Consider the following 21,150-nt stretch of genomic DNA (forward strand, 5'->3'; position numbering starts at 1 on the left):
CCTTCTTACAACTGGCGTCTATTCGACTCATGCTGCGAAAGCTCTGCCAGAAAAAGATATGACTTCGGACAGACTCTAAGGAGATCTTGCCGAAGGAATGCCCACCGTCGGAAGCGATCGTGCCCAACAAAATGACAGTGATTCGCGCTCTTCAGGCAGGAACGCCAACCCCAGACGATTTCAAGTCACACGCGGCTCTGGGGAAGCAGAATCACTCGGATTGTTCGCCGTGCAGATGGGCTTCTTGCTCTGTCTTCGTCCCGCCTTCAAGGCTGAGTAAGCTGCCAAAAATAAGAAAATATGTCTATTGGGCTTACCTCGCCGTCGATGATCAAACCGGAAAGGTTTTGCCCGGCAAAAAAGGCCACATAGATCTGTGGATGTTTTCGTCGTTCGATCCAATGGCGGCCATCATCGATGTAGTTGAGAGGCCGTCCTGATGGCAGCGCGACAAGATTCAAAATCTGCCAAGTTGATACAAACTCTCGTATTTCACGATGAGCCGCAACTTGCGTTATTCGAAACAGATCAGGGCAGAAAGATGCTCGCCGTCGCGATAGACGACGCTATGTCAGAGAGCAAATTCTTTTGTAGTGAAGTGTTAGATAAGGCATTTAGGGCATACAAGAACGGGCGCGTAGACTTAAATTTTATCTTTAGGTTTTCAACAGGGCGGCGAAACTACACATTTGACTGGTCGGATATCTCTGATAATCTTGAGGTAAATCTCAATCGTGCTTCACAAGCAGAGATTAACAACAAAGAACTTTACCCGGACCGCGGGTTTTTTGAGGAAGATCATACAGAAGAGTGGATTTCAGGAAAAATCCTGTCTTCGAAAGAACGTTACGTGATAGATGGGAGATGGGAAGCATCTGATTTTTCTCGCTTTTATACGAAAATTGGTGATGTTTATTCTTTCCTGGCAATCGTAGAGGACTTAGAAAACGATAATATAGGTCCAGACGAGAAAAAGAAAATCATTGGTGCCGTTAACGACCCATCATGGCGTGGTGGGGGAAGTTACGTGGGATTTTACAATGACCTTGCGAGCCATAGTCAGGACGTGAGGCCCTTGCGTGTTTCCGCAATTCAGTATGCGTCCCTTGGGCATATAGAGGTTGAGGGTAGAGCATCAGTATTTCGTGAAATTGAAAACGGTATCGATGCTTTTAAAAACAGCGATGGGAAACTCAGGAAGCTCTATTCGGCGCTCAACCGCACTCTTGAGAGAGAAGGGTTGAAGACTGCATCGAAAGATGCAGACTTCTCAGATTCCGAATTGAAAAAATGGGTTTCGAAAAATAGTATGGAATTCGCATGTGAAATGAAAATCTCTGATGCGGGCAGAGTGTTAGATGCCTGCCAAAGCAATGTACTAATTTTTACGAAGATCATTATGTCTTATTACAGGCGTCTAAGAGATCTAAATGATTTCCAGAGAGAGGGTAGGTTATCAGTCAATTCGCCACTCGCTGCCAGTACGCCTTCCACGTCCGCGACACCGGATGCTGCAAGACCGCCTCCGTCGCCATGAGATACTGCTGCCCATTGGACACGCGACGGTTGTCTTCCCGCCACGCCATCTCACTGCTGCAAGCTTGGAGGTAGGGGCCGGCGATGTGGATGCCGGTCTTGGACCTGCAACCCGACCGCAGCCGTTCACTCCGGGTCCCTCTGCAGCCGCACGCCAATCCCACCTGGATCAAAGACAACACCAGCCGCCTCGCAAACTGCCTGGATGTTGGCAGCTTGAGCGATAGTGATGGGCGGCGTGCTGTCGGTGTTCTCGGCGCGCTGTAGGGTGGAGAGCTGCAGCTTTGCGCGCACACACAGCTTGCTGGCATCCATAATTACCTCCGCAGGGGACCGTCGCCTTTAGACGACGGGGGAATGCGGCCTCGCGACCGGGTTGACGTTATAAGGATGGCTACCGTATATTTACTCGCATGACGCGATACCGGCGCAATGCGGGCGCAACATTCAGCCTCAAGTTCCACATTGTGTGGTGCCCGAAGTACCGCAGGCCAGTGCTCGTGCCGCCGTTTGATGCGAGGCTGAAGGAGATCATCGCCGAGGTTGCGGCCGAAGCAGACATGATCATCCACGCGCTCGAAGTTATGCCCGATCACGTGCACCTGTTCGTCGAGGCCGACGCGACGCTTGCCGTGGCCGAGATTGTCAACCGCTTCAAGGGCAGGTCCTCCCGCCTGATGCGGGCCGAGTTCCCTGCTCTCAAATCCAAACTGCCGACGCTTTGGAGCCGAAGTTATTATGCGGGTAGTGTCGGCAATGTCAGCGCCGAGGCAGTCAAGGCGTATATAGCCGCCCAGAAGGGCGCCTGAGGCATGCCGCTGCGCTCCTACAAGTTCCGCATCAGACCGAACCGGGCGCAATCCCTCGCACTCGACGCGATGCTTCGAGACTTCTGCGGCCTGTACAACGCCTGCTTGCAACAGCGTATCGAAGCCTACGAAAGGCGTCGCGTCAGCTTGCGCTATAGCAACCAAGCCTCCGAACTCAAGGCTTGCCGTACCGATGACCCGGATGGGCTCGGGCGCTGGTCCTTCTCCGCCCTTCAGCAGGTCTTGCGGCGGGTTGACCAGACCTATGCAGCGTTCTTCAAGCGCAAGCGCGGCTTCCCGAGGTTTCGCGCCTCGGCCCGCTATCACGCCGCAACGTTCCGCGTCGGCGACGGAATGACGATTAAGAAGGATCGCCGCATCGGCATCGTCGGAATTCCGGGTGCGATTAAGGTGCGCTGGCACCGCGATATGCTAAAGGGCGCCAAGCTTGGAACCGGCATTTTGACCCGTCAGAACGGCAAGTGGTTCGTCGTCTTCTCCGTCGAAGCCGGATTTGCCGAAGCTTGCGGCACCGGGGATATCGGCATTGACTTCGGCCTCAACAGCCTGATCGCAACGAGCGACGGCGAGACCGTCGAGGCGCCACGCTTCGCCCGTAAGGCGCAGGCAGCACAACGTCGCAGGCAACGGGCGCTCGCGCGATGCAAGCGCGGATCGAAAAGAAGGCTGAAGGCCAAACATCGCTTGGCTGTCGGTTCCGCTAAGATTGCGAACCAACGCCGCGACTTCGCCCATAAGCTCTCGCGATCCCTCGTCAATCGCTACAAACGGATAGCCTTCGAAGATCTCAATCTGACCGGGCTCAAGCGAGGCATGCTCGCCCGGTCGATCCACGACGCCGCATGGAGCCAAATTGTCCAGTTCACCCAGTATAAGGCTGAAAGTGCCGATACCGAGGTGAAGATGGTCGATCCGCGCGGCACATCGCAAACCTGCCCGATGTGCGGAATCATCCAGGCCAAGACGCTCAAGATCCGGGTCCACCGCTGCGAATGCGGCGCTGTTCTTGATCGTGATGTCGCGGCTGGCATGATCGTCAAGCAAAGGGCTTTTGGGCCGGGACACGGCCTTCGGACGCCAAGCCAGCGGGTTGCCGCATAGCTTGTCCGAGAAGCCGCCTGCTTCAGCGGGCGGAGTTGTCACTCCCAAGAGCTTCCGAGCTTCACGGATCTGCCGGCCGGTGATCATTTCAACTTCGAACTCAGCCGACGACTTTTGAGGTTGGCGGGGTCGTTCTTCGGGACGGCTGGCGCATCACGTTCATGGCGCCGTGAAAACCTGCTGGCCACCGTAGGCCGTGAACGAGCTCAGCACCTTTTCGATCATGCCATCTTTGGCCTCGACCGAAACCCGGAGTTTGCCGGCGAGTGCGGGGTGCGGCTCGGTGCCGGCCTTGTCCCCGGCATTCTCATTGTCGCTTCCGGCGACCGCCGTGCCGGCGCTGTTCTCGGCTGTGACAGGCACGATTGAAATCGCGCTCGGATCGATCCCGTGTTCTTGAGCGAGATGCTCGACCGTCATTTCGGACTCTCGGCGTGTTTCAAATTCGGCGGCCAGTGTCTTCGGCATGTGAGGCTCCCTGGTGCCCGTAAGAGGCGGGCTCCCGCCGTCAACATCGTGCATGACCGGCTGTTCCCACCAGGTCCGCCGATAGACGTCTGCGTTTGATCAGCATCACGACCTCCGCTGTTCCCGCCGCGCACGTCTGACCTCGGTCGCGATCCGGTCGGACTCCTCCTTGGCTAAGCGCAAGGCGCGCAGCTTGGCCATCTTCTCGGCCTCGGCATCCCTGGAGGCTTCTTGGAGCTGCTGGCTCACATTGGGCACTTCTCGCTTGAACAGCGCTTCGGCTCTGGCTTTCGCCGCAGTCTTGTCAGGTGCTGCCGTCATTCTCGTGTTCGCTCATTTCCGCCCACTTTTCTAAGCTACACCCAGGCAACTGCGAGAGCACTCGATCGTTACAGAGCAACCGGTCGGAGATCATGCGATCGTCGGCGCAGCGGTCAAGCCTCGACGATGAAACATCCTGCCCGCGCCCGTGCGCCGCTCCGCCAAACTCGTGCGGTCGTTACGAGCACTTTTCATCGCCGCAACACCCTGGAGTGCTCAGTCTGGCTCGGCCGTGTGCTGGATGGGTCAGGCGGTCATGGCTGGCGCGGATTTCTCGGCCAAACCACCTTGTTTCCGCGGCTCAGCCGATAATGCCAGTCTGCCCGGCGGGTTTTCAGTGCGTCCTCTTCGGTCAGATATCTGCCAACATCCGACACCCACCGACCCTCGAGATCTACCCTGGTAAGGAGGTACGGCGGAAGCTTCTCCCCGTCATCCGGTACGGGGATGCCCGAGTCTTCCTCAATGGCGGTCATCGGCCTCTAATCCTTTGTGCAACAACTGTCTAACCGCCTCTGCCCTGAAGGTCGCGGGTCAGGCTGACGGGCGATCCACGCGTCGAGCGCTCTTAGGATAGGCTGTACGATGCGGCCGATGATCACTTCCGCTTCGGCCTCGGTTGGCGGCCTTTGAGGTTGGCGAGGTCGTTCTCCGCCAGGGCTTTCCGCATCACGTTCATGGCGGCCTCCGGGCTTGGTTCATCAGCATCGGGAATGGTGGCGATCTTGTCTTCGAGCGCCTCGATCTGAGTGGAGATGGCGGGCGCCACGTTCGCCGGCGGAATCAGGCCTTCATGGACAAGCCGGTCTTCCAAAATCTTCCGAATCATCTCAGAGCGCGAGGGTTTGGGATCTGGCTGACGGTCGGAGTAGGCATCGAGTCCGGCAACAATCTCATCAGTAAGTCTGGATGTGACTGCGGGGCCTCGCCCTGTCGCAGGACGACCGCGTCCTTTTTTCTGGTGTACCTTTATTGACGTGTCCATGATAAAGGTGTACCAGAAAGGCGGGCCGGGCGAAAGGGTGCAACCTTCCGATCCAGCCCTGACCACACCGAAACTTCTTGGAGTCTCGCCATGGCTGCTCCCGCCAATAGCACACCTATGCCTGACGGTCCGCCACTTGGCGCCGTCGGCCGCATCCCTTGCCGAGTGGATCTCGAAAGCGAGTTCCTGGCCCTCAGCGCTCTCCGGGACCGCACCACGGCCCGGCTCTATGAGCTGCTCGACATCCTGAAGCCGCCATGCCCGGTCCGGCCGACGGTCGCCCATCCGCCGCGATCCGGCCTTGTCCAGGCTGCGCCCCGCGTGCTCCTGTTCAAGGGAGGGCGCGATGCTTGAGCGACGCGGATTCCTGCGCGCGCTGGCCGCGCTTCCGCTCGTCGGCGGCGGCGTAAAGCTGATCGGCGAGCCGACAGCCGCCGCGGTGCCCGTCACCGAAGGGTTGATGCTGAAATACGCGACGTTCCTCGCTCACGAGCATAGGGAAGCGATGTTCCAATACATGCGGATGACAGCGGCGAGCGATCGGGATCGAGATAGGACCACGCGGCGCCTCGTGCCGATGGAGTGGTATCCAGAGGACGACCAGATCCATGGCCTCCTGCAGACTGTGGAGCCCGCCAAGCGAGCTGCGATCATCCTCAGCGCTGCGGGAGTTCCTTTTCGGAGTGCCGCGGCATGAACGCGAAAGCCGCCGTGGCCGCGCTCATCGAATATGAAGACGACGTGCGGAGTGTTCCGTCGGAACTTGCGGCCCTCAGCGCGCTGATGCGGCTTGCGGCGCTGTCCGGTGACCCACTGGATGCGGTCGAGCTAAGAGGGGTGGACGAACTCCTCAGCTTGGTGGCTTGTCAAGCGCGCAACGCCGAGAAGGCCTTCGACTGCGCGTTCGAAGCATTGCGCGACATCCGCTGACATCCCTGGCCCGGCCTGCACGCGCAGCGCCGGGTTCTTCTTGGGTGGGCTACTTGCCCTTCTTCGCACCCTTCCGCTGAGCCAGATCGGAAGCCGCCACTTCCTTCTCTTTCTTGCTCGATTTCGGATCGCGCAAGATCTTGCTGGCGTCAGACGCAGCCTTCTTACCGGTCGGCATTTACGTTCCCCTCTCGCTGACATTGTGCTGACACGCACAAGCTACGGAAAAGACAACCTAACCCTAAGTCTTTGAATATATTGGTGGAGCTGAGCGGAATCGAACCGCTGGCCTCTGCAGTGCGATTGCAGCGCTCTCCCATCTGAGCTACAGCCCCATGCGTCGCTGTTTAGGGCGGCGGTGTTCGGCTGTCAACGTGGCCCCCGAGACCGGACAACTCGACGGTCCAGCCTGCCCCGTAGCTTCAACAACTTCATCCCGTCCGGCAAGGCCCCACGATCACCATGCCGCCGATTGCATCGAAGATGTGTCGCGGCGTCCACCCCTCTCGCCCTTGAGGTCGCAAGGCTTCTCGATCGCCTCGCTTGATCACCCCATTCTTTGCATGTTGTCCCCACCGGTCCTGTCAGATGTCGCGACTGGTGCTCCCGCGAGGAGCAGGGCGCCATCCAGCGCATCGAGAAGAGGCGGGCTGAGCCGCATACGTGTGTCCTCCGGCAAGTGCGGACCAAGAGCCGACGCGAGGCCGCCGACGAGCGACACCCTTGGCGCCCCGCGCTGCACCAGGGCCGTAGCGAGCTCCGCAATCGCACGACCCGCTTCGACGGCAATTGCGAGTGCGGCGGCGTCGCCGATCGCGGCCGCAGCGAGAATCTGTGGCGCAAAGGCTGCGAATTCCGCCGATGTGGCTTGACGTCCCCAAGCGATCACTGCGACCGGGTCGTCTGCAAACCTCGACAAGAGATCGCTGAGCAAGGCTGTCCTTGGTTCCATCCCGTCCAAGGCCCGGAGTGCCCGTCGCCATGCTTGCCGGCCCACTACGGCGCCTGATCCGTCATCGCCCAGCAGAAACCCACGGCCACCGAAATTCGTGTCGCTTCCATTCAAGCGCAAAACGGCCCCGCTGCCAGTGCCGGCGATCACGATCCCTCCGTCGGCTCCCGCGTGCGCCCCCAAACACGCGATGACGGCATCATTGGTGACCGCAAGGCGACCAAAGGCATGTTGCAGACGTGTCGCTACGCGTGTCGCAACCGCCGGCGAAGACACGCCCGCAAGTCCGATGCCGGCATGGCACTGCGCCGAGGGGCCGAGGGAGCTGCACGCAACCTCAACTGTCCGCTCGATGACCGCGAGGGCGTTTTCAAAATCGAGATAGACGTTGGCAGATCCGCCTTCAGCGCTGGAAACCAGATGGCCGGCCCCATCGACGACCCTCACCCGGCACCGAGATCCACCCCCGTCGATACCGACATACAGCGAGCCACTGGCACAAGATCCGGGCATGCCCGCCTCACCTAGTTTGAAAGGTGTTGCCTGGGCCAGCACAGCCGAGTCGATCATCCGCTGCCATGCGTCATCGAACTGACTGTCGTCGTTGGAACCTTCTCAGGTTCCGACCGCGTCAGACACGCATTTTTTTGTGAAGCTGGTCCGAGCGGCGCCCGCGAGCTTTTTACCGGTTGCTGTCGTGTCGCAGGTTGCACCTGCATCCTTCTGGCACTTGGTCATGAAGCTGGTCAGCGCTGCCCCGGCCAATTTCTTGGCGCTCGCGCGGGAGGTGCAAGTGTCGTCCGCCTGAGCGCAAGTCACACTAGCCGCGAAGGCGCCTGCAATTACGATGAAGCGGAGCATCTCATTCCCCAGTTAGCCTAGTAGGTTAAGTGTAGCGCAGAGGCACAGGACCCGCAACGCGGTCAGAGGCAGCCTGGCAATTCGGACAGTGGGCTCAGTGGAAAACCGCCTGGGACCGGCAATGATGCCGAGGATCAGGAGACCGAGTGACGAAGCGAGCACGACGGACGGATAGCCCGGCCTTCAAGGCGAAGGTGGTGTTGGCGGCGATCAGGACGAGACGACGTTGGCCGAATCGGCGCAGCTTATGAGATCCACGCGAACCAGATCGCGGCGTGGAAGGCTCAGTTGGCCGAAGGGGCAGCCGAGATCTTTGGATCTGGTCCGGCCGGGACGCCTGCGGCACCGGCGGTGGACCTGAAGGTTCTGCACGCCAGGATCGGCGAGATGACGCTGGAGAACGATTTTTTGTCTGGTGCGCTCGGCAAGGCCGACCTTCTGAGCGCCCAGCGATGATCGACCGCCGTCATGGCTTGGCATTGTCTTCGTTGGACAGCCAAAAGTACTAATCTTTGGCCTCGGGTGGGCCGTTTCAGTTGCTCAACTGTTCTACCTGGTGCCTCGGGTCTACCTCGAGGTGCTGCGGGATTTTCGTATGATCACGATCTTGACAGCGTCCAGCGCGGTCGCCGGGATCTGGATCGTCACTGTTCTGCTGCTGACGGTCGCGGCAGTCTTCTCCCTCTTGGGCAACTTCGTCTCGGAATCCGTGGTCCTCGTTTGGTGCTGGGTCGCTGTCAGTCGGGCGGAGGCAATTCAGCTGAAGCGCGTCGGACACGTGGTTCTCCGAGATGCAAAAAAGGAATCGCGCGCGTTCGATGCGCCCGGCCGAACCGTGTAAAGCTATCAGGGCGGCAAAGCGGTCGAGGGGTTGGGATCATTGGACGACACTCACGCCCGCCTCGTTCCAGTGGAGAAGCACGGCTCTTTCTCGACTGCTCAGCCGCGAGAGCGTAACCAAAGTCCCTCAGCAGCGAACTTGTGCGTGCACCCGGAGGTTCACTGTGGAGATGCATCAGGTCCGCTATTTTCTAGCGGTTGCGAACCACCTTAATTTCACACGAGCCGCGGATGCTCTGTGCGTTGCGCAGCCCTCGCTCACGCGGGCCATTCAGAAGCTGGAGGCTGAGCTTCAGGGCCCTCTGTTCCGGCGAGAGCGAGCCAACACCCACCTCACAGAACTCGGGCAGGTGATGCTGCCGTATCTTCAGGCCGCGTTCGATGCCGCCGAGGCAGCCAAACGCCAGGCGCGCATCGTGCAGAAGCGGGAGGCGGGATCGTTGAGCTTGGGTGTCTGCGCCGGGATCGATGCGAGAGGGCCGGCCGAGCTCGTTTTCGACATCATCCGCAATATGGAAAATGTCGAAGTCTCCGTTGAGATCGCAGAACCGGAGGCCATCGAGCGGCGTCTAATAGGCGGTGACTTCGACGCGGCGCTCATGGCGCCCGTCTCAGACTTGCGCGAACGCTTCGATCTGCATGTCATTCACGATGACGCAATGGTGGTCGCCTTCGCGAACGGCCACGACTTCGCGAGACACGACCGTGTCGAACTCGAGGCGCTCGACGGCGAGCCGCTCATCGAACGCACGGACTGCCACTTTGAAAAGGCTCTTGCGGCGATCATGCACCAGCGCGGCGTCACGCGGATCGTCCGACATAACAGCAACGATCCCTGCTGGACTGCTGAATTCGTACGCAGTGGCCTGGGCTGCGCAATCATGCCGGCGGCCATGGCCGCGAGCCATTCGCTCCAATTTCGGGTTCTCGACGGATTGACCTTGCGGCACGCCACGATGCTCGCGACTGTGCGGGGACGGCGATATTCCACCGCTTTGGCGGCCCTGATGCAGTCGATCCGGCAGAGGTCGCGATCCTGATCAACACGACAATCGCCCTCGTTGCAGTTCCTCGACCAGGATTTTCGGGTCGAGCCTGCGCGTGAAATCCGACTCGAGATATGAGAGCGAGATGACACCATTGGCGCCAACGATGAAATCGGCGGGGATCGGCAGGAGCCACGACCCCGTGCTCAATTCCCGCGAGAGATCGAACTGCCTGGCCAAGTAAAACATTCGGAGGCTTTCTGGCACCAGATAGACGAGGCCGTATTGTAGAGCGACTCCAAGCATCGGATCCCGTAGCAGGTAGGCCGACGGTCCTAGTGTGGCGACTTCGCCGATCAGCTTTGCGCTCGCAGGCTCGGGAGAAACCAACACCAGGCTGGCGCCAAGCCGGGCCATGTCGGGCTGGCTAGCCAGCAGAGCATCGAGTTCGGCACGGCAGAACGAGCACCACTCGCCACGGAAGAAGCTCATGACGATGGGGCCGTCTCGCAAAAGCTCCGAGAGTACGACGACACGGCCATCGGCGGTCGACAGGGCGAAGTCGGGCGCCCGATCGCCAACCCGCTTCGCTCTCGCCGGCACACCCCAGAGCTCAAGTTGCCTGGCGGCGTCGGCGATCTGGTCGAGATAGGCAGGCTCGGCCGATGCACGCCTTGCACAGAGTTCAGCTTGCAAAGACATAACCGCGCCCTCTGGGTCTCGAACCGCTGTGATCAACGACGCCCGCCCCCAGTGGCAAAGCCGGGTGTACCCAACGAAGGCCGATGGAGGAAGACGGACGGCGTGAGCGCCTCTCAGGGCAAACCGAATCCGGTCCTCGACCGTACAAATCTGATCCGGCAATCACGGATCACGCGAAGCACGTTCGATGCAGTGCGCGCGTAGCTACGTCAAGACATGAAAACCATAGCTTTTAGGCATTTCCAATCCTTGGTGGGATGCCGTGAGGTTGGGTTCCGCAGGCTGCTGTTCGCGCCGGTCTCCGGTCCTGCATCCTCCGAGGTTAAATGTCGTCCACTCAGCGCGCCCTTCTTCACCCACGATCCCAGCGACTTCATCCCTGGCCTTTGCGGATCATGCATTGGACCAATGCCGTCGCGGTGCTGATGATGATCGCCAGCGGTTGGCGGATCTGGAACAACGATCCGATCTTCCCCGCGATCGAGTTTCCCGTCACCTGGACGCTCGGCGGCGAACCGGCCCTCACCTATCGGCTGCATGGCGATGCCGGGTTCGGCAATGCCTTGCTCTGGCACTTCGCCTTCATGTGGCTCCTTGTCCTCAACGGCCTCGCTTACCTGGCCTATGGGGTTGTGACGGGTCGCTTCCGCCGCATGCTTTGGCCGATCCGGCCAGCGGACTTGGTTGCGACTATCAAGGACGCATTGCGGTTCAAGCTCGGGCATGACGACGTCACCATGTACAACGCCGTTCAGAAGGTTCTGTACGTCGGGGTGATGGCCGCGCTCGTGGTGATCGTCGCGGCGGGACTCGCGATCTGGAAGCCCGTGCAACTGCATTGGCTCACCGCGCTCTTCGGCGGCTTCCAGGGCGCACGCCTCGTGCATTTCCTGGCCATGAGCGCAATCGTGGCATTTCTCGTCGTCCATGTCGCGCTGGCGCTGCTCGTGCCTCGCACGCTGTTGGCAATGGTGACCGGCGGACCCAGTGTCCCGGCGAGGCGCTTGCCGGCCTCCCTGCACACCGTTCCGGGAGAATGACCGGTGAGTGACGCTCCCCGCTTCGCATCGATGTTCAAGCCAGCCGGGGGTGTCGATCAGACGATCCTTTCCGAGCAGGCCCATCTTGTCGCTTCCATCAATCGGCGCGGCCTCTTGCGCGGCGCCGTCAGCCTGGGGGCGCTGACCATGCTGACCGGCTGCGATGTGTCCAACGACGAGCAGGTCCGCGGAGTGCTGAAGCGCGTCTCCGCCTGGAACGACCGCGTCCAGACCACCCTGTTCGACCCCAACAAGCTCGCGCCAACCTATTCGGAGGCCGAGGTCCTCAAGCCGCCGCGCTATAACGCCTACTATCCTATCGACAAGGTCAAGCCGGTCGACCGGACCGTATGGCGGTTGGAACTGACGGGGCTCGTGTCGGACAAGCGCCCGTGGAACGTCTCTCAGTTCGCGGCCATGCCGCAGGAAGAATGGATCATCCGGCACGTTTGCGTGGAGGGGTGGGACTACGTCGGTCAATGGTCGGGCGTGAATCTTCGGGTGTTCCTCGAAAAGATCGGCGCCGATACGACCGCCGCCTATGTGAACTTCCGCTGCGCCGATGGCTACACCTCGTCCATCGACATGCCGACGGCGCTGCATCCGCAGACCATCCTGGCGACCAAATATGCCCGCGAGACCCTGGCCGATCCATTCGGCGCGCCGCTGCGGCTGCGGACGGCGACCAAGCTCGGATTCAAAAATCCGAAATGGATCACCGGGCTGGAGGTCAGCAACACCCGTGGCGGCGGCTATTGGGAGGACCGGGGCTACAATTGGTTCTCGGGGCTCTGATGCTCGCATCGTCGTTCTCCGAGACGAGCCCCCGAGGCAGGTCATGCGGCATCGCCGTGATGGCCAAGGCATCCGCCCCTGGCCGCACAAAAACGCGCTTGGTGCCGCCGCTGACGTTCGAGGAAGCCGCGGACTTCAACACCGCCTTCCTGCGCGACATGGCCGCGAAGATGCTTCTTGCCGCCCGGCAGTGTCCAATCGCCCCCTTCATGGCTTTCGGACCGCCAGGGTCCGAACCGTTCTTCCGCGACATTCTCCCGACTGGCGTGGGTCTCATCGAGTCCTGGCTGCCAAACTTCGGCCAATGCCTGTTTCGGGCGATTTCCGCCCTGCTGGACTTGGGGCATGGTTCGGCTTGCGTGCTCAATGCCGACAGTCCGACCTTGCCGGTCGGCTACCTCGTCGAGGCGGCGCGCGTCCTGGATGAGCCAGCAGACCGAATGGTCCTCGGCCCTTCGACCGATGGAGGCTACTACCTGCTGGGGGTCAAGCAAGCGCATCGGCGTTTGTTCGAGGACGTGGACTGGAGCACGGAGTACGTCGCCGCGCAGACGCTCGATCGAGCCTCCGAGATCGGTCTTCCCGTACACTTGTTGCCGACCTGGTACGACGTCGATGATGCGGCCAGCCTTGATTTGGCTTTGAGGGACCTGACGGCTGGAGGGGACGCTGCAAACATGCCGGCGGGGCGACCGAGCGCGACGCTCGCCTTGATGCGACGGCTCGGTGGGCAACACTTGGCGGATCGCCTTGGCCTGGTTCAGTCGGAACCTACCTTCTCGCCTTCGGCCCCTGCGTTGAGCGGGGCGCGGGTTTGAGTTCGGAAGCAACGTCGGGTGGTTGGTCACCTACGGCCCCCATCTGCATGCCTGCGCTGGTTCGGTCGCCAGGAGTGGTTGCCGCTTTGGGCCTGGCGATGCTTGTTCTGGAAGGTTCCGCGTTGGCGGCACAGAGCTTCGATGCGCTGCACGCCAATCTCGTTTTCACCCTAGCAGAGGGCGTGGCCTATATCGCGGCGGTTGCGCTGCTTCTGCGAGGTGCCCCGGTCTCATTGCCCGTTGTCCTGGCACTGGCGTTGGCGTTCCGGCTGATGGTGCTGTTCGCCGCGCCGTTCCACTCCACAGATATTTACCGGTACGTCTGGGACGGGAAAGTCCAGGGCGCGGGGATCAACCCCTATCTGCATGTCCCGAACGACCCGGCGCTCGCGGCGCTGCGCGATGCCGCCATATGGCCTCGCATCAACCGGGCGGATTACGCTCCCACTATCTATCCACCTATGGCGCAGGCGCTCTTCTTCATGGTTACGCGCGTCAGCGCGTCCGTGACGGGAATGAAGCTCGCGCTCGTGGCTCTGGAAGGGGTCACGGCCTGGGCGATCCTGCGCCTGCTCGACATGGCCGGCCTGCCGCGCTCGCGCCTCCTTGTCTATGCGTGGAGCCCCTTGGTGATCTGGGAGGTGGCGGGAGCAGGTCATGTCGATGCCGCCATGACCGCCTTCGTGGCCTTTGCGGTTCTGGCGCGTGTGCGGGACCGCGATGGTTTCGCGGGACTCGCACTCGGCGCCGCGGTGCTGATCAAGTTCCTGCCGATTGTGATTTTGCCCGCCGTCTGGCGACGGTGGAACTGGACTTTGCCGGCCGCCGTCGTGGCCATGCTGGTGATCGGCTACCTGCCGTATCTCGGCGCGGGCTGGAAGGTGCTGGGGTTTCTTCCGAGCTATGCTGGCGAAGAGGGCTTGCGTGACGGAACGGGCTTCTGGATCGCACGGCTTGTCGGCCGCCTTACGGGGAGGCCGATCCCGCCGATCCTTTTCGTCTGCGCCACCGGCCTCGTCATGGGTGTGCTGGCCATTGCCATCACCGTGAAGATCGATGAGCGGGCACGTCCGATCGTCGGTTCGCTGGTTCTTGCCGCCGCCGGCATGGTCGCCCTTTCGCCGGTTTATCCGTGGTATTTTGTCTGGCTCGTGCCGTTCCTCTGCTTTGTGCCGAGCCCGCCGCTCCTCTGGCTGACCGCCGGCGGCGCGTTGCTCTACTGGGACGATGCCAGGACTGTGCCGTGGATGCGCGATGTCCTTTTCGGCGGCGCGGGTGTTCTCGCCGCCGCCATGCTGGTGGGCCGCTTCGCTCCCACTCGATCAGGAAGCCGATGACCCACGTCACGACCGCAACACGAACGGACCTGAACCCGCGTCGCTACCACGAGTCCGCGCCCGCGTTCCCGGTCGCGCGGGCCGAGCAGCCGCCGGTCTGCCTCTATCTGGAGACGACCAACCGCTGCAACTTGCTCTGCACCACATGTCCCCGCACCTACGTCGAACTCGAACCTCCCGCCGATATGAGTTGGGAGCTGTTCACCTCCATCGTCGACCAAGTGCCGGAGGCGAGGCGTGCCGTGCTGCACGGCGTGGGCGAGCCCATGCTGGTCAAGAACCTGGCCCGCATGGTGCGCTATCTCAAGGATCGCGGGACCTACGTCCTGTTCAACACCAACGGCACACTGTTGAACGACAGGAACGGCCGCGCGATGATCGACGCGGGCCTCGACGAATTGCGGGTGTCGCTCGACGCCTCGACGCGGGAATCCTACCTCGCGGTTCGCGGCAAGGACTACTTCCATCGCATCCTCCGCAACGTGCGTGCCTTCCGCACGCTGCAGGAGCGGGAGGGCCACACCAACCCGCGCGTCTCGGCCTGGTTGACCGGGCTGAAGGAGACCTTGCCGGAACTGCCAGCCTTCGTGCGAGTGGCGGCGGACCTTGGCGTCAAGGAAGTCTATCTCCAGCGCCTCGTCTATTTCGACGAGGCCATCGGTCACGCGCGGCCCGACCAAGCGCTTTACGAAAAGATGTCCCGCGAAGATGCAGCGTTCCTGGCCGAGGCGGAAGCGACGGCGGAGAGTCTCGGAGTCACCTTTTCGGCATCCGGGGCGGCCTCCGAGCCGGGCATGAGCCTGAAGCGCGAGGAGAAGGGCGCGGGCCGGAGTCCGTGGTCGATGTGCCGTCGACCCTGGACGGTCATGTATTTCACCGCAAACGGGCGGGCCCTGCCGTGCTGCATCGCGCCTTTCGCGCAGCGCGGCTACGAGCACTACACACTAGGCGACGCCACTCAGAGCAGCCTGCGCGACATCTGGAATGGCGAGGCCTACACCGACTTTCGCAAGGCCTTGCTGTCCGACATGCCGCCATCCGCCTGTGCAGGGTGTGGCATGCGCTGGAGCCTCTGAGATGATTGGCGCGCTTCGGGTCGCTCTGGTCGTTCCCACCCTCGACGAGGCCGATGCGATCGGCGTGGCCCTTGCCCGGGTTCCCCGTGATCTCGTCGATCGCATCATCGTCGCGGACGGCGGCAGCCGGGACCAGACGGTCGAACGCGCTCTCGTTGCAGGTGCCGAGGTTCTCGCCGTCGGGCGCGGTTACGGGCGGGCCTGCCGGGATGGTGCGAGCGCGGCGGCCGATTGCGACATCATCGTATTCATGGATGGGGACGGCGCCGACAGGCCCGAGGTTCTGCTGGCGCTGATTGGTCCGATCGCCGAAGGCCAGCAGGATTTCGTGATCGGTTCGCGCACACGCGGATCACGCGAGCCCGGCAGCATGGCGCCGCATCAGGTCTGGGCCGGCCACGTCGTGGGATGGCTGCTCGGGCTGTGGTCGGGTGTCCGCTACTCGGACATGGGAGCGTTCCGTGCGATCCGCCGCGACGCGCTCATCGGGTTGCGCATGCGCGAGATGGGTTTCGGATGGAACGTCGAGATGCAGATGCGAGCGGCGCGCGCGAGCCTGCGCATCCTTGAAGTGCCGGTCCCCTATGGTGTCCGGGCGGGCGGGCGCTCCAAGGTCGCTGGCTCGATGAGCGGGACGGTCCGGGCCGGTCTGCGTATCGCCGCCACGGTCGCGAGGGTCGCTCGTGAGCCCGCCTCCGCACACGCCAAGCATGAGGAACAGCCAACGTGAAACGCGTGCTCGCCGTGCAGAACTTGATCGGGTCCCCGCGCATGCCAGAGGGCTCTCCCCTGTTGGCCCGTGACGACCATGCTGCGCCGTCCGTGTTTCGCCCCGAGAACATGCTGCGGGAGGCGAGGCGGCAGAAAGGCCTGCGACTAGGATACGTTCCCCCCGTCTGCATTCTCGACCCCGACGGCGATATCGTCCGTCACGTTCGCGGGCTCCACCACGCGACTCGCTCGACACATTGGGCCTGCTACCACACTGACATGTGGGAGTGGCAGGACACGGTAGGGGACTTGGGCATCGTCGGCAGCGCCGTGGGCGGCTCATTCGCGGTCTTGGTCGCCGAGCAATTGTTCGCCTCTGGTTGCGAGCTTCTGATCAGCATCGCGTCTGCGGGCAAAATCGCGCTGGACCTGGAAGCATCGACCTATGTTCTGGTCGACCGTGCCCTTCGCGACGAGGGAACCAGCCATCATTACCTCCCGGAGGCGCCGTTCGTGGAGACCGACCCGCATCTTCTCGGCCTGGCCGACGCCGCCTTGAGAATGGCCGGCCACCGCGTCGCTCGTGGGTCCACCTGGACCACGGACGCACCCTTCCGCGAAACCCGCGACACGATCGTGGCGCGGCGCGGCCAAGGGATCCTGACGGTCGAGATGGAAGCCGCTTCTCTGCTGGCCTTCGGCCGTGCCTGCGAGCGTCCGGTGTTGTGTCTGGCACATGTCACCAACCAGCTTGGCTGCGTCGACGGCGATTTCGAGAAGGGAGAATTCAACGGCGCAGCCCGTTCGTTGAGCATCGCCCGGACGATGGCCGAGGCCTGCCGCGAAACGGTGAGGGAAAGACGGTCCGCGTGATGCCAATGGTCTGAAGGGCTTGAGAGCGTCGGACGCGGCTTCCAGAATCCGATCTATTAAAGTCGTTGCTTGGGTCCGCCCCCATCATGCCCGGTCGGATCTTGCAGGCTTGGCGTCTCAATGATCTCCCTGAGAGGATGCTAGTCTCGGCTCGCGGCGAACGCGAGGCGAACGCAATCAGGTCAGCGGCATGCGGAAGACAAACCGCGTCTCCTCGGGCGTCGAGTCGGCACTCAGGGCGCCACCGTGGGCCTTGGCAATCTGGGTCGCGATATAGAGCCCGAGCCCCAGCCCCTGCTGGCTGGGCTTCATCGCGCCGCGTTCAAACGGTTCGAAGAGGCGTTCGAGGGCGGCGGGCGGTATCTGTTCGCCGGCGTTGCTGACGCAGATCACAAGTATTCCATTCTTGGCGATTGCGGTGACATGCACGGGGCTTTCAGCCGCCCCATGGGTCAGGGCATTGGCCACCAGGTTCGAGACCAGTTGCGACAGCCGGCTGCCGTCGCAGTCGACGGGACCGTCCAGACCGAGTTCCGTTTGGATCAGGCGATCCGGTTGGCTCGACTGAAGTTCGCTCACGACTTGGCCGATGAGAGAGGCCACATCCCATTTGGCGCGAGTGAGCGTCAGCCCGGTGCCAAGACGGCCTCTTGCAAAATCCATCACGTTGTCGATCAGCCCCGCCATGCGGGCGATGCTCGACTGGACCATCGGAACGATCTTCGCCGCCCTGTCGTTGAGCGGCGTCTTGGCGATCAATTCGACACCACCGCCGATCGCCGCGAGCGGATTGCGCAAATCATGGCCCAAGACGGCAATGAATTGCTCACGCAATTCGGACGTGCGTCTCTCGTCAAGGAGGATGGCCGCGCTCGCGGTCAAATTGAGGTGGGCCTGCAACTGAAAGCCGATCATCTCAGCATACAGCGTGAACATGCCAATCGTCGCTGGCGTGTTGAGGCGGATCGGCTTGGCGTCGATGCCGCAAAGTGTTCCGAAAAACGTGCCATCCGGCAGGGTGATTGGCACGGAAATATAGCTTTGGAAGCCATACATGGCCGGAGTCGGGTGATTGCAGAATTCGGGATCATCCACGACATTGTCGATGACCACCAGCTTCCTGGTCTGCCGGATGTCGTTGCAGATCGTCGTGTCGAGCTTCAATTCACCGCCCGGCTGAAGGCCGAACTCGATGGTGTCGCGAACGCCGCAAGCGATCCAGCTATCCTCGGTGACGCGCGCAACCGCGGCGAATCCGAGACCCGTCGTCAAACAAACGACATCAAGGATCGTCGGGATCGCCTTGATGCGGCTGACCAACTCGATATCGGCATTGAATTTCTCATCGGGCTCCATAATGGCCCTGCTTTAACATGGTCTACAACCAAGTCCCAAAGACTTTCGCGGTTTCCAGATGGAAGAATAGATAACCTCCAGTCAACACTAGGCTCATTGAAGGAAAGCTGCACCGTGGCAATGTCTGAGTATAGGGCTTTTGCGGTCGACGACGTGGTTCATTCTTGTGCCGATACCCGAAGTCTGGACACGAACAGTGGAGTCTGAAAAGGCTCGCGAAATGCGAAGCATCGTAGGGCCAGAGGTAAAAATAACGCCGGGAATTTACTACGAGAAGATCTACAGATCTATCGTTGAACTGCCGGCTGCTCTAATGCCCGAATTCGACGCAACACCAAGAAAAGAGCCCGCCAGGCCCAACGCTGCCTTTGCAGGCGACCGATGTGAGCCTTCCTTGCCGCTATTGCGCAGGAGAAGTTGATTGTCGACTCATCACAGCAACCAGTTCGAACTGCACCACGGACGACGCCAGTCAGGTCGGTCCAATTGCGCGCGTCTGCCGTGCCAAGCACATACGCTACCCGGGAAGTCTACGCTCGACACGCTATAGGTTACTAGGGGAACACAAACAGTTTACATTAAATTTACAATTTGAGCAGAGTGTCACGTCGTCGCAGATGGCCATCATATGCTGATGTCATCCAGCGCACATCCTCTTTTTTGTTGAGTTTGCTAGCCCTTAAGGCAGCAAATGGAGCCAACTCCAATGGCACTTGTGAAAAAGGCAGCTCTGGCGTCCACCTCCGGCCGCACTTCGCCAGATGTGGCGATCGGGCGGCTCTCCCGATTGGCGGACGAAAATCGGAAGACGGTTCGAACGCATGCCCGCCAGCAAAAGGCGGCCGAGCGGATCGCCTCTGCGACGGCGCAGCTTGCCAGCGGCATCAGCGAATCCTCCTCGGCGGCCGAGGAATTGCGCAAGGCTATGGAATTGATCGCGGCGGGCGCCGAGGAAGCCTCGGCGGCGTCTGAGGAATCGCGCCGCGCCGTTACGGCCATCACGGCGACCCTGGCGCAAGCCAAGACGACTGCCGACACTTCCAAGCAGAAGTCGGACGCACTGCGGGTTCTGGTCGGCGATTTGTCGAAGCAGATGGCCTCGAGCATCACGAGCATCGGAACGGCCGCCGATCGGCAGACCAATTCCGTGACCATGATCCTCGAACTCGAGCGCCAGGCGGCGAGCATTGGCGACATCGTGCGTGCGGTCGGCCGGATCGCCGATCAAACGAACCTCCTCGCCCTGAATGCCGCCATCGAAGCGGCTCGCGCTGGTCAGCACGGGAAGGGATTCGCGGTGGTGGCCGACGAGGTGCGCACTCTGGCAGAGACATCGGAGAAGAGCGCCCGGGAAATCCAAGAACTCATTGGAAAAATCCAAACAGACGTAAAGGTGATCGCCGAGGGCATCAATGTTTCGGCCGAGTCGGCGCGCTCGGAGGTGATCAAAGGCAGGACGATCTCGACCCAGCTGGATTCGGTTCGCGGGTCGATGGCCGAAATCCTCAAGGGCGCAGAAGACATCCTCAAATATTCGATCGAGAGCGAGAAAGCCGCGACCGAGGCCCAGAAAGGATCAGAGACCATCGCGGCAGCCGCCGAAGAGCAGTCGGCGGCCTGCGAAGAAGCGCTGAAGACAGTCGACCAGCAGACGACCGCGCTGTCGCAGAGCGATCAGGCCTCCAACGAGCTTTCGGCCTTGGCCGAGGACCTCAAGAACGCGACAGACGTTGGCAAGAGTGCCGAGGGCGTTGCTTCGGCGGCGGAAGAACTGTCCTCGGCAGTCGAGGAAATCAACCGCTCCGCCACAGAGATCATGACGGCACTCGATCAGATCAACCGTGGCGCCCAGCAGCAGTCAGCAGGGGCTCAACAGTCGGCCACCTCGGTGGCGCAGATGGAGCGCGGCGCTACCGTCACCCAGCAACGCGCAAAAGACGCCCTGGAGCGCGGCGAGATCATCACCAAGCAGATCACCGAGAGCAGCGCGGGCGTCGATCAACTCATCGCGGGCGTGTCGCAGTCTTTGGAGGAAACCAACAAGACCCGCGATCAGGTCAACGCGCTGGAGCAGGTCAGCCGAAAGATCGACAAGATCGTCGATGCGATCTCGACGGTGGCGATCCAGACCAACATGCTGGCCGTCAACGGCTCCATCGAAGCCGCCCGCGCCGGTGAATTCGGCAAGGGCTTCATGGTCGTCTCGACCGATATCCGCAATCTAGCGCGCGATTCCTCGGAGAACGCCGAGCGGATCAAGGACCTCGTCAAGGCGATCCAGGACCAGATCGTCGTCGTGCGTCGCGATCTCGACGAGATCTCGGTGGCGGCGGCCTCCGAAGTCGAGAAGAACAAGCTCATCACCAACAATCTCGTGCTGGTACAGGACGATCTTGCTTTGGTCGTGACCGGCAACCAGGAACTCCTGATCGGCACCGAGCAGATCGTGCAGATGCTGAACGAGGCCAAGAAGGGGGTCGAACAGATCACGGCCGCGGCCCAGCAGGCTGCGACCGCCTCCGGCCAGGCGCAACAGGCCGCGAAGGAGCAGGGCAAGGGCGCGGAGGAGCTGGCGGCGGCCATCGAAGAGATCGCCTCGCTGGCCGACGAACTCCAGAGCCAGAGCTAAGCC

At 61.5% G+C, this 21,150-nt stretch carries 25 protein-coding genes, 1 tRNA gene and 2 pseudogenes; 17 read left to right on the forward strand and 11 right to left on the reverse strand.

The features are described 5' to 3' along the window. The first annotated feature begins 439 nt into the window (after positions 1–439). The gene (locus M8523_RS26545) at positions 440–1,537 is read left to right on the forward strand and encodes a hypothetical protein (protein WP_282587905.1); all 1,098 of its coding nucleotides are present in this window, start codon (positions 440–442) and stop codon (positions 1,535–1,537) included. Here the strand turns inward: M8523_RS26545 and M8523_RS26550 are convergent. Next, positions 1,461–1,631: pseudogene (locus M8523_RS26550) on the reverse strand (IS1595 family transposase); the annotation flags it as partial. The gene M8523_RS26545 and the pseudogene M8523_RS26550 sit on opposite strands and share 77 nt — an antisense overlap. Positions 1,632–1,662: 31 nt before the next feature. Then, on the reverse strand, positions 1,663–1,851 hold the full coding sequence (locus M8523_RS26555) for a hypothetical protein (protein WP_282587970.1): 189 nt from the start codon (positions 1,849–1,851) through the stop codon (positions 1,663–1,665). Between the two features lie 98 nt (positions 1,852–1,949). Between M8523_RS26555 and tnpA the strand changes: the two genes are divergently transcribed. Together tnpA and M8523_RS26565 are read left to right on the forward strand one after the other, a co-directional pair. Beyond that, positions 1,950–2,345, forward strand: a complete 396-nt coding sequence (gene tnpA, locus M8523_RS26560; RefSeq protein WP_282587906.1) for an IS200/IS605 family transposase — start codon at positions 1,950–1,952, stop codon at positions 2,343–2,345. Positions 2,346–2,348: 3 nt separating this feature from the next. Continuing rightward, positions 2,349–3,467, forward strand: coding sequence for an RNA-guided endonuclease InsQ/TnpB family protein (locus tag M8523_RS26565; protein ID WP_282587907.1), 1,119 nt, complete (start codon positions 2,349–2,351; stop codon positions 3,465–3,467). 159 nt (positions 3,468–3,626) lie between these two features. On the opposite strand, the gene M8523_RS26570 is transcribed toward M8523_RS26565, so the two are convergent. The 3 genes from M8523_RS26570 to M8523_RS26580 all read right to left on the reverse strand — a co-directional run bounded on the left by M8523_RS26570 (position 3,627) and on the right by M8523_RS26580 (position 5,241). Beyond that, entirely contained in the window at positions 3,627–3,935 is a 309-nt protein-coding gene (locus M8523_RS26570) for a hypothetical protein (protein ID WP_282587908.1), read from the reverse strand. Positions 3,936–4,040: 105 nt separating this feature from the next. Next, positions 4,041–4,256, reverse strand: a complete 216-nt coding sequence (locus M8523_RS26575) for a hypothetical protein (RefSeq protein WP_282587909.1) — start codon at positions 4,254–4,256, stop codon at positions 4,041–4,043. A 598-nt stretch (positions 4,257–4,854) separates the two neighbouring features. Continuing rightward, a complete protein-coding gene (locus M8523_RS26580) occupies positions 4,855–5,241 on the reverse strand; it encodes a hypothetical protein (RefSeq protein ID WP_282587910.1) in 387 nt (128 codons plus the stop codon). 90 nt (positions 5,242–5,331) lie between these two features. On the opposite strand from M8523_RS26580, the gene M8523_RS26585 reads away from it, so the two are divergent. From M8523_RS26585 to M8523_RS26595, 3 genes are read left to right on the forward strand one after another with little or no spacing between them, the layout of a single operon-like run. Beyond that, positions 5,332–5,595: a hypothetical protein gene (locus tag M8523_RS26585; protein WP_282587911.1), complete on the forward strand. Its 264-nt coding sequence runs from the start codon at positions 5,332–5,334 to the stop codon at positions 5,593–5,595. Continuing rightward, positions 5,588–5,938 carry a hypothetical protein gene (locus M8523_RS26590; RefSeq protein WP_282587912.1) on the forward strand — a complete coding sequence of 117 codons (351 nt, stop codon included), beginning with the start codon at positions 5,588–5,590 and terminating at the stop codon, positions 5,936–5,938. Before M8523_RS26585 ends, M8523_RS26590 begins: the two co-directional genes overlap by 8 nt. Next, positions 5,935–6,171: a hypothetical protein gene (locus M8523_RS26595; protein ID WP_282587913.1), complete on the forward strand. Its 237-nt coding sequence runs from the start codon at positions 5,935–5,937 to the stop codon at positions 6,169–6,171. Before M8523_RS26590 ends, M8523_RS26595 begins: the two co-directional genes overlap by 4 nt. A gap of 49 nt (positions 6,172–6,220) precedes the next feature. Here M8523_RS26595 and M8523_RS26600 read toward each other — a convergent pair whose 3' ends face one another. From M8523_RS26600 to M8523_RS36870, 4 genes are all read right to left on the reverse strand, one after another. After that, the gene (locus M8523_RS26600; RefSeq protein ID WP_282587914.1) at positions 6,221–6,349 is read right to left on the reverse strand and encodes a hypothetical protein; all 129 of its coding nucleotides are present in this window, start codon (positions 6,347–6,349) and stop codon (positions 6,221–6,223) included. A gap of 81 nt (positions 6,350–6,430) precedes the next feature. Then, positions 6,431–6,506 (reverse strand) — tRNA-Ala (locus M8523_RS26605). A gap of 212 nt (positions 6,507–6,718) precedes the next feature. Continuing rightward, positions 6,719–7,693: a glucosamine kinase nucleotide-binding domain-containing protein gene (locus tag M8523_RS26610; RefSeq protein ID WP_345894307.1), complete on the reverse strand. Its 975-nt coding sequence runs from the start codon at positions 7,691–7,693 to the stop codon at positions 6,719–6,721. A 45-nt stretch (positions 7,694–7,738) separates the two neighbouring features. Continuing rightward, positions 7,739–7,984, reverse strand: coding sequence for a PsiF family protein (locus M8523_RS36870; protein WP_282587916.1), 246 nt, complete (start codon positions 7,982–7,984; stop codon positions 7,739–7,741). Positions 7,985–8,130: 146 nt separating this feature from the next. On the opposite strand from M8523_RS36870, the pseudogene M8523_RS36875 reads away from it, so the two are divergent. The 3 genes and pseudogenes from M8523_RS36875 to M8523_RS26630 form a co-directional block, all read left to right on the forward strand. After that, positions 8,131–8,466: pseudogene (locus tag M8523_RS36875) on the forward strand (IS3 family transposase); the annotation flags it as partial. Between the two features lie 113 nt (positions 8,467–8,579). Next, positions 8,580–8,825: a hypothetical protein gene (locus M8523_RS26625; protein ID WP_282587918.1), complete on the forward strand. Its 246-nt coding sequence runs from the start codon at positions 8,580–8,582 to the stop codon at positions 8,823–8,825. Positions 8,826–8,994: 169 nt separating this feature from the next. After that, complete coding sequence (locus M8523_RS26630) at positions 8,995–9,864, forward strand: LysR family transcriptional regulator (RefSeq protein WP_282587967.1); 870 nt, start codon at positions 8,995–8,997, stop codon at positions 9,862–9,864. Here the strand turns inward: M8523_RS26630 and M8523_RS26635 are convergent, their stop codons facing one another. Further along, a complete protein-coding gene (locus M8523_RS26635; protein WP_282587919.1) occupies positions 9,865–10,512 on the reverse strand; it encodes a peroxiredoxin-like family protein in 648 nt (215 codons plus the stop codon). Between the two features lie 326 nt (positions 10,513–10,838). Between M8523_RS26635 and M8523_RS26640 the strand changes: the two genes are divergently transcribed. From M8523_RS26640 to M8523_RS26670, 7 genes are read left to right on the forward strand one after another with little or no spacing between them, the layout of a single operon-like run. Next, entirely contained in the window at positions 10,839–11,552 is a 714-nt protein-coding gene (locus M8523_RS26640) for a cytochrome b/b6 domain-containing protein (RefSeq protein WP_282587920.1), read from the forward strand. Between the two features lie 30 nt (positions 11,553–11,582). Next, positions 11,583–12,347 carry a molybdopterin-dependent oxidoreductase gene (locus M8523_RS26645; protein ID WP_282587968.1) on the forward strand — a complete coding sequence of 255 codons (765 nt, stop codon included), beginning with the start codon at positions 11,583–11,585 and terminating at the stop codon, positions 12,345–12,347. 59 nt (positions 12,348–12,406) lie between these two features. Next, the gene (locus M8523_RS26650; protein WP_282587921.1) at positions 12,407–13,165 is read left to right on the forward strand and encodes a TIGR04282 family arsenosugar biosynthesis glycosyltransferase; all 759 of its coding nucleotides are present in this window, start codon (positions 12,407–12,409) and stop codon (positions 13,163–13,165) included. A 47-nt stretch (positions 13,166–13,212) separates the two neighbouring features. After that, on the forward strand, positions 13,213–14,502 hold the full coding sequence (locus M8523_RS26655; protein WP_282587922.1) for an MptA/MptB family glycosyltransferase: 1,290 nt from the start codon (positions 13,213–13,215) through the stop codon (positions 14,500–14,502). Next, positions 14,499–15,578, forward strand: a complete 1,080-nt coding sequence (locus M8523_RS26660) for a radical SAM protein (protein ID WP_282587923.1) — start codon at positions 14,499–14,501, stop codon at positions 15,576–15,578. Before M8523_RS26655 ends, M8523_RS26660 begins: the two co-directional genes overlap by 4 nt. Before the next feature lies 1 nt (position 15,579). Continuing rightward, positions 15,580–16,308: a glycosyltransferase family 2 protein gene (locus M8523_RS26665; RefSeq protein WP_282587924.1), complete on the forward strand. Its 729-nt coding sequence runs from the start codon at positions 15,580–15,582 to the stop codon at positions 16,306–16,308. Further along, positions 16,305–17,162 carry a nucleoside phosphorylase gene (locus tag M8523_RS26670; protein ID WP_282587925.1) on the forward strand — a complete coding sequence of 286 codons (858 nt, stop codon included), beginning with the start codon at positions 16,305–16,307 and terminating at the stop codon, positions 17,160–17,162. The genes M8523_RS26665 and M8523_RS26670 overlap by 4 nt, the downstream gene beginning before the upstream one ends. 177 nt (positions 17,163–17,339) lie before the next feature. On the opposite strand, the gene M8523_RS26675 is transcribed toward M8523_RS26670, so the two are convergent. Next, on the reverse strand, positions 17,340–18,518 hold the full coding sequence (locus tag M8523_RS26675) for a GAF domain-containing sensor histidine kinase (protein WP_282587926.1): 1,179 nt from the start codon (positions 18,516–18,518) through the stop codon (positions 17,340–17,342). A 706-nt stretch (positions 18,519–19,224) separates the two neighbouring features. Here M8523_RS26675 and M8523_RS26680 point away from each other — a divergent pair. Beyond that, positions 19,225–21,147, forward strand: a complete 1,923-nt coding sequence (locus M8523_RS26680) for a methyl-accepting chemotaxis protein (protein ID WP_282587927.1) — start codon at positions 19,225–19,227, stop codon at positions 21,145–21,147. Positions 21,148–21,150 lie beyond the last annotated feature (3 nt).

It is taken from the genome of Lichenifustis flavocetrariae (assembly GCF_026130545.1).
GTDB classification, from domain to species: domain Bacteria; phylum Pseudomonadota; class Alphaproteobacteria; order Rhizobiales; family Beijerinckiaceae; genus Lichenihabitans; species Lichenihabitans flavocetrariae.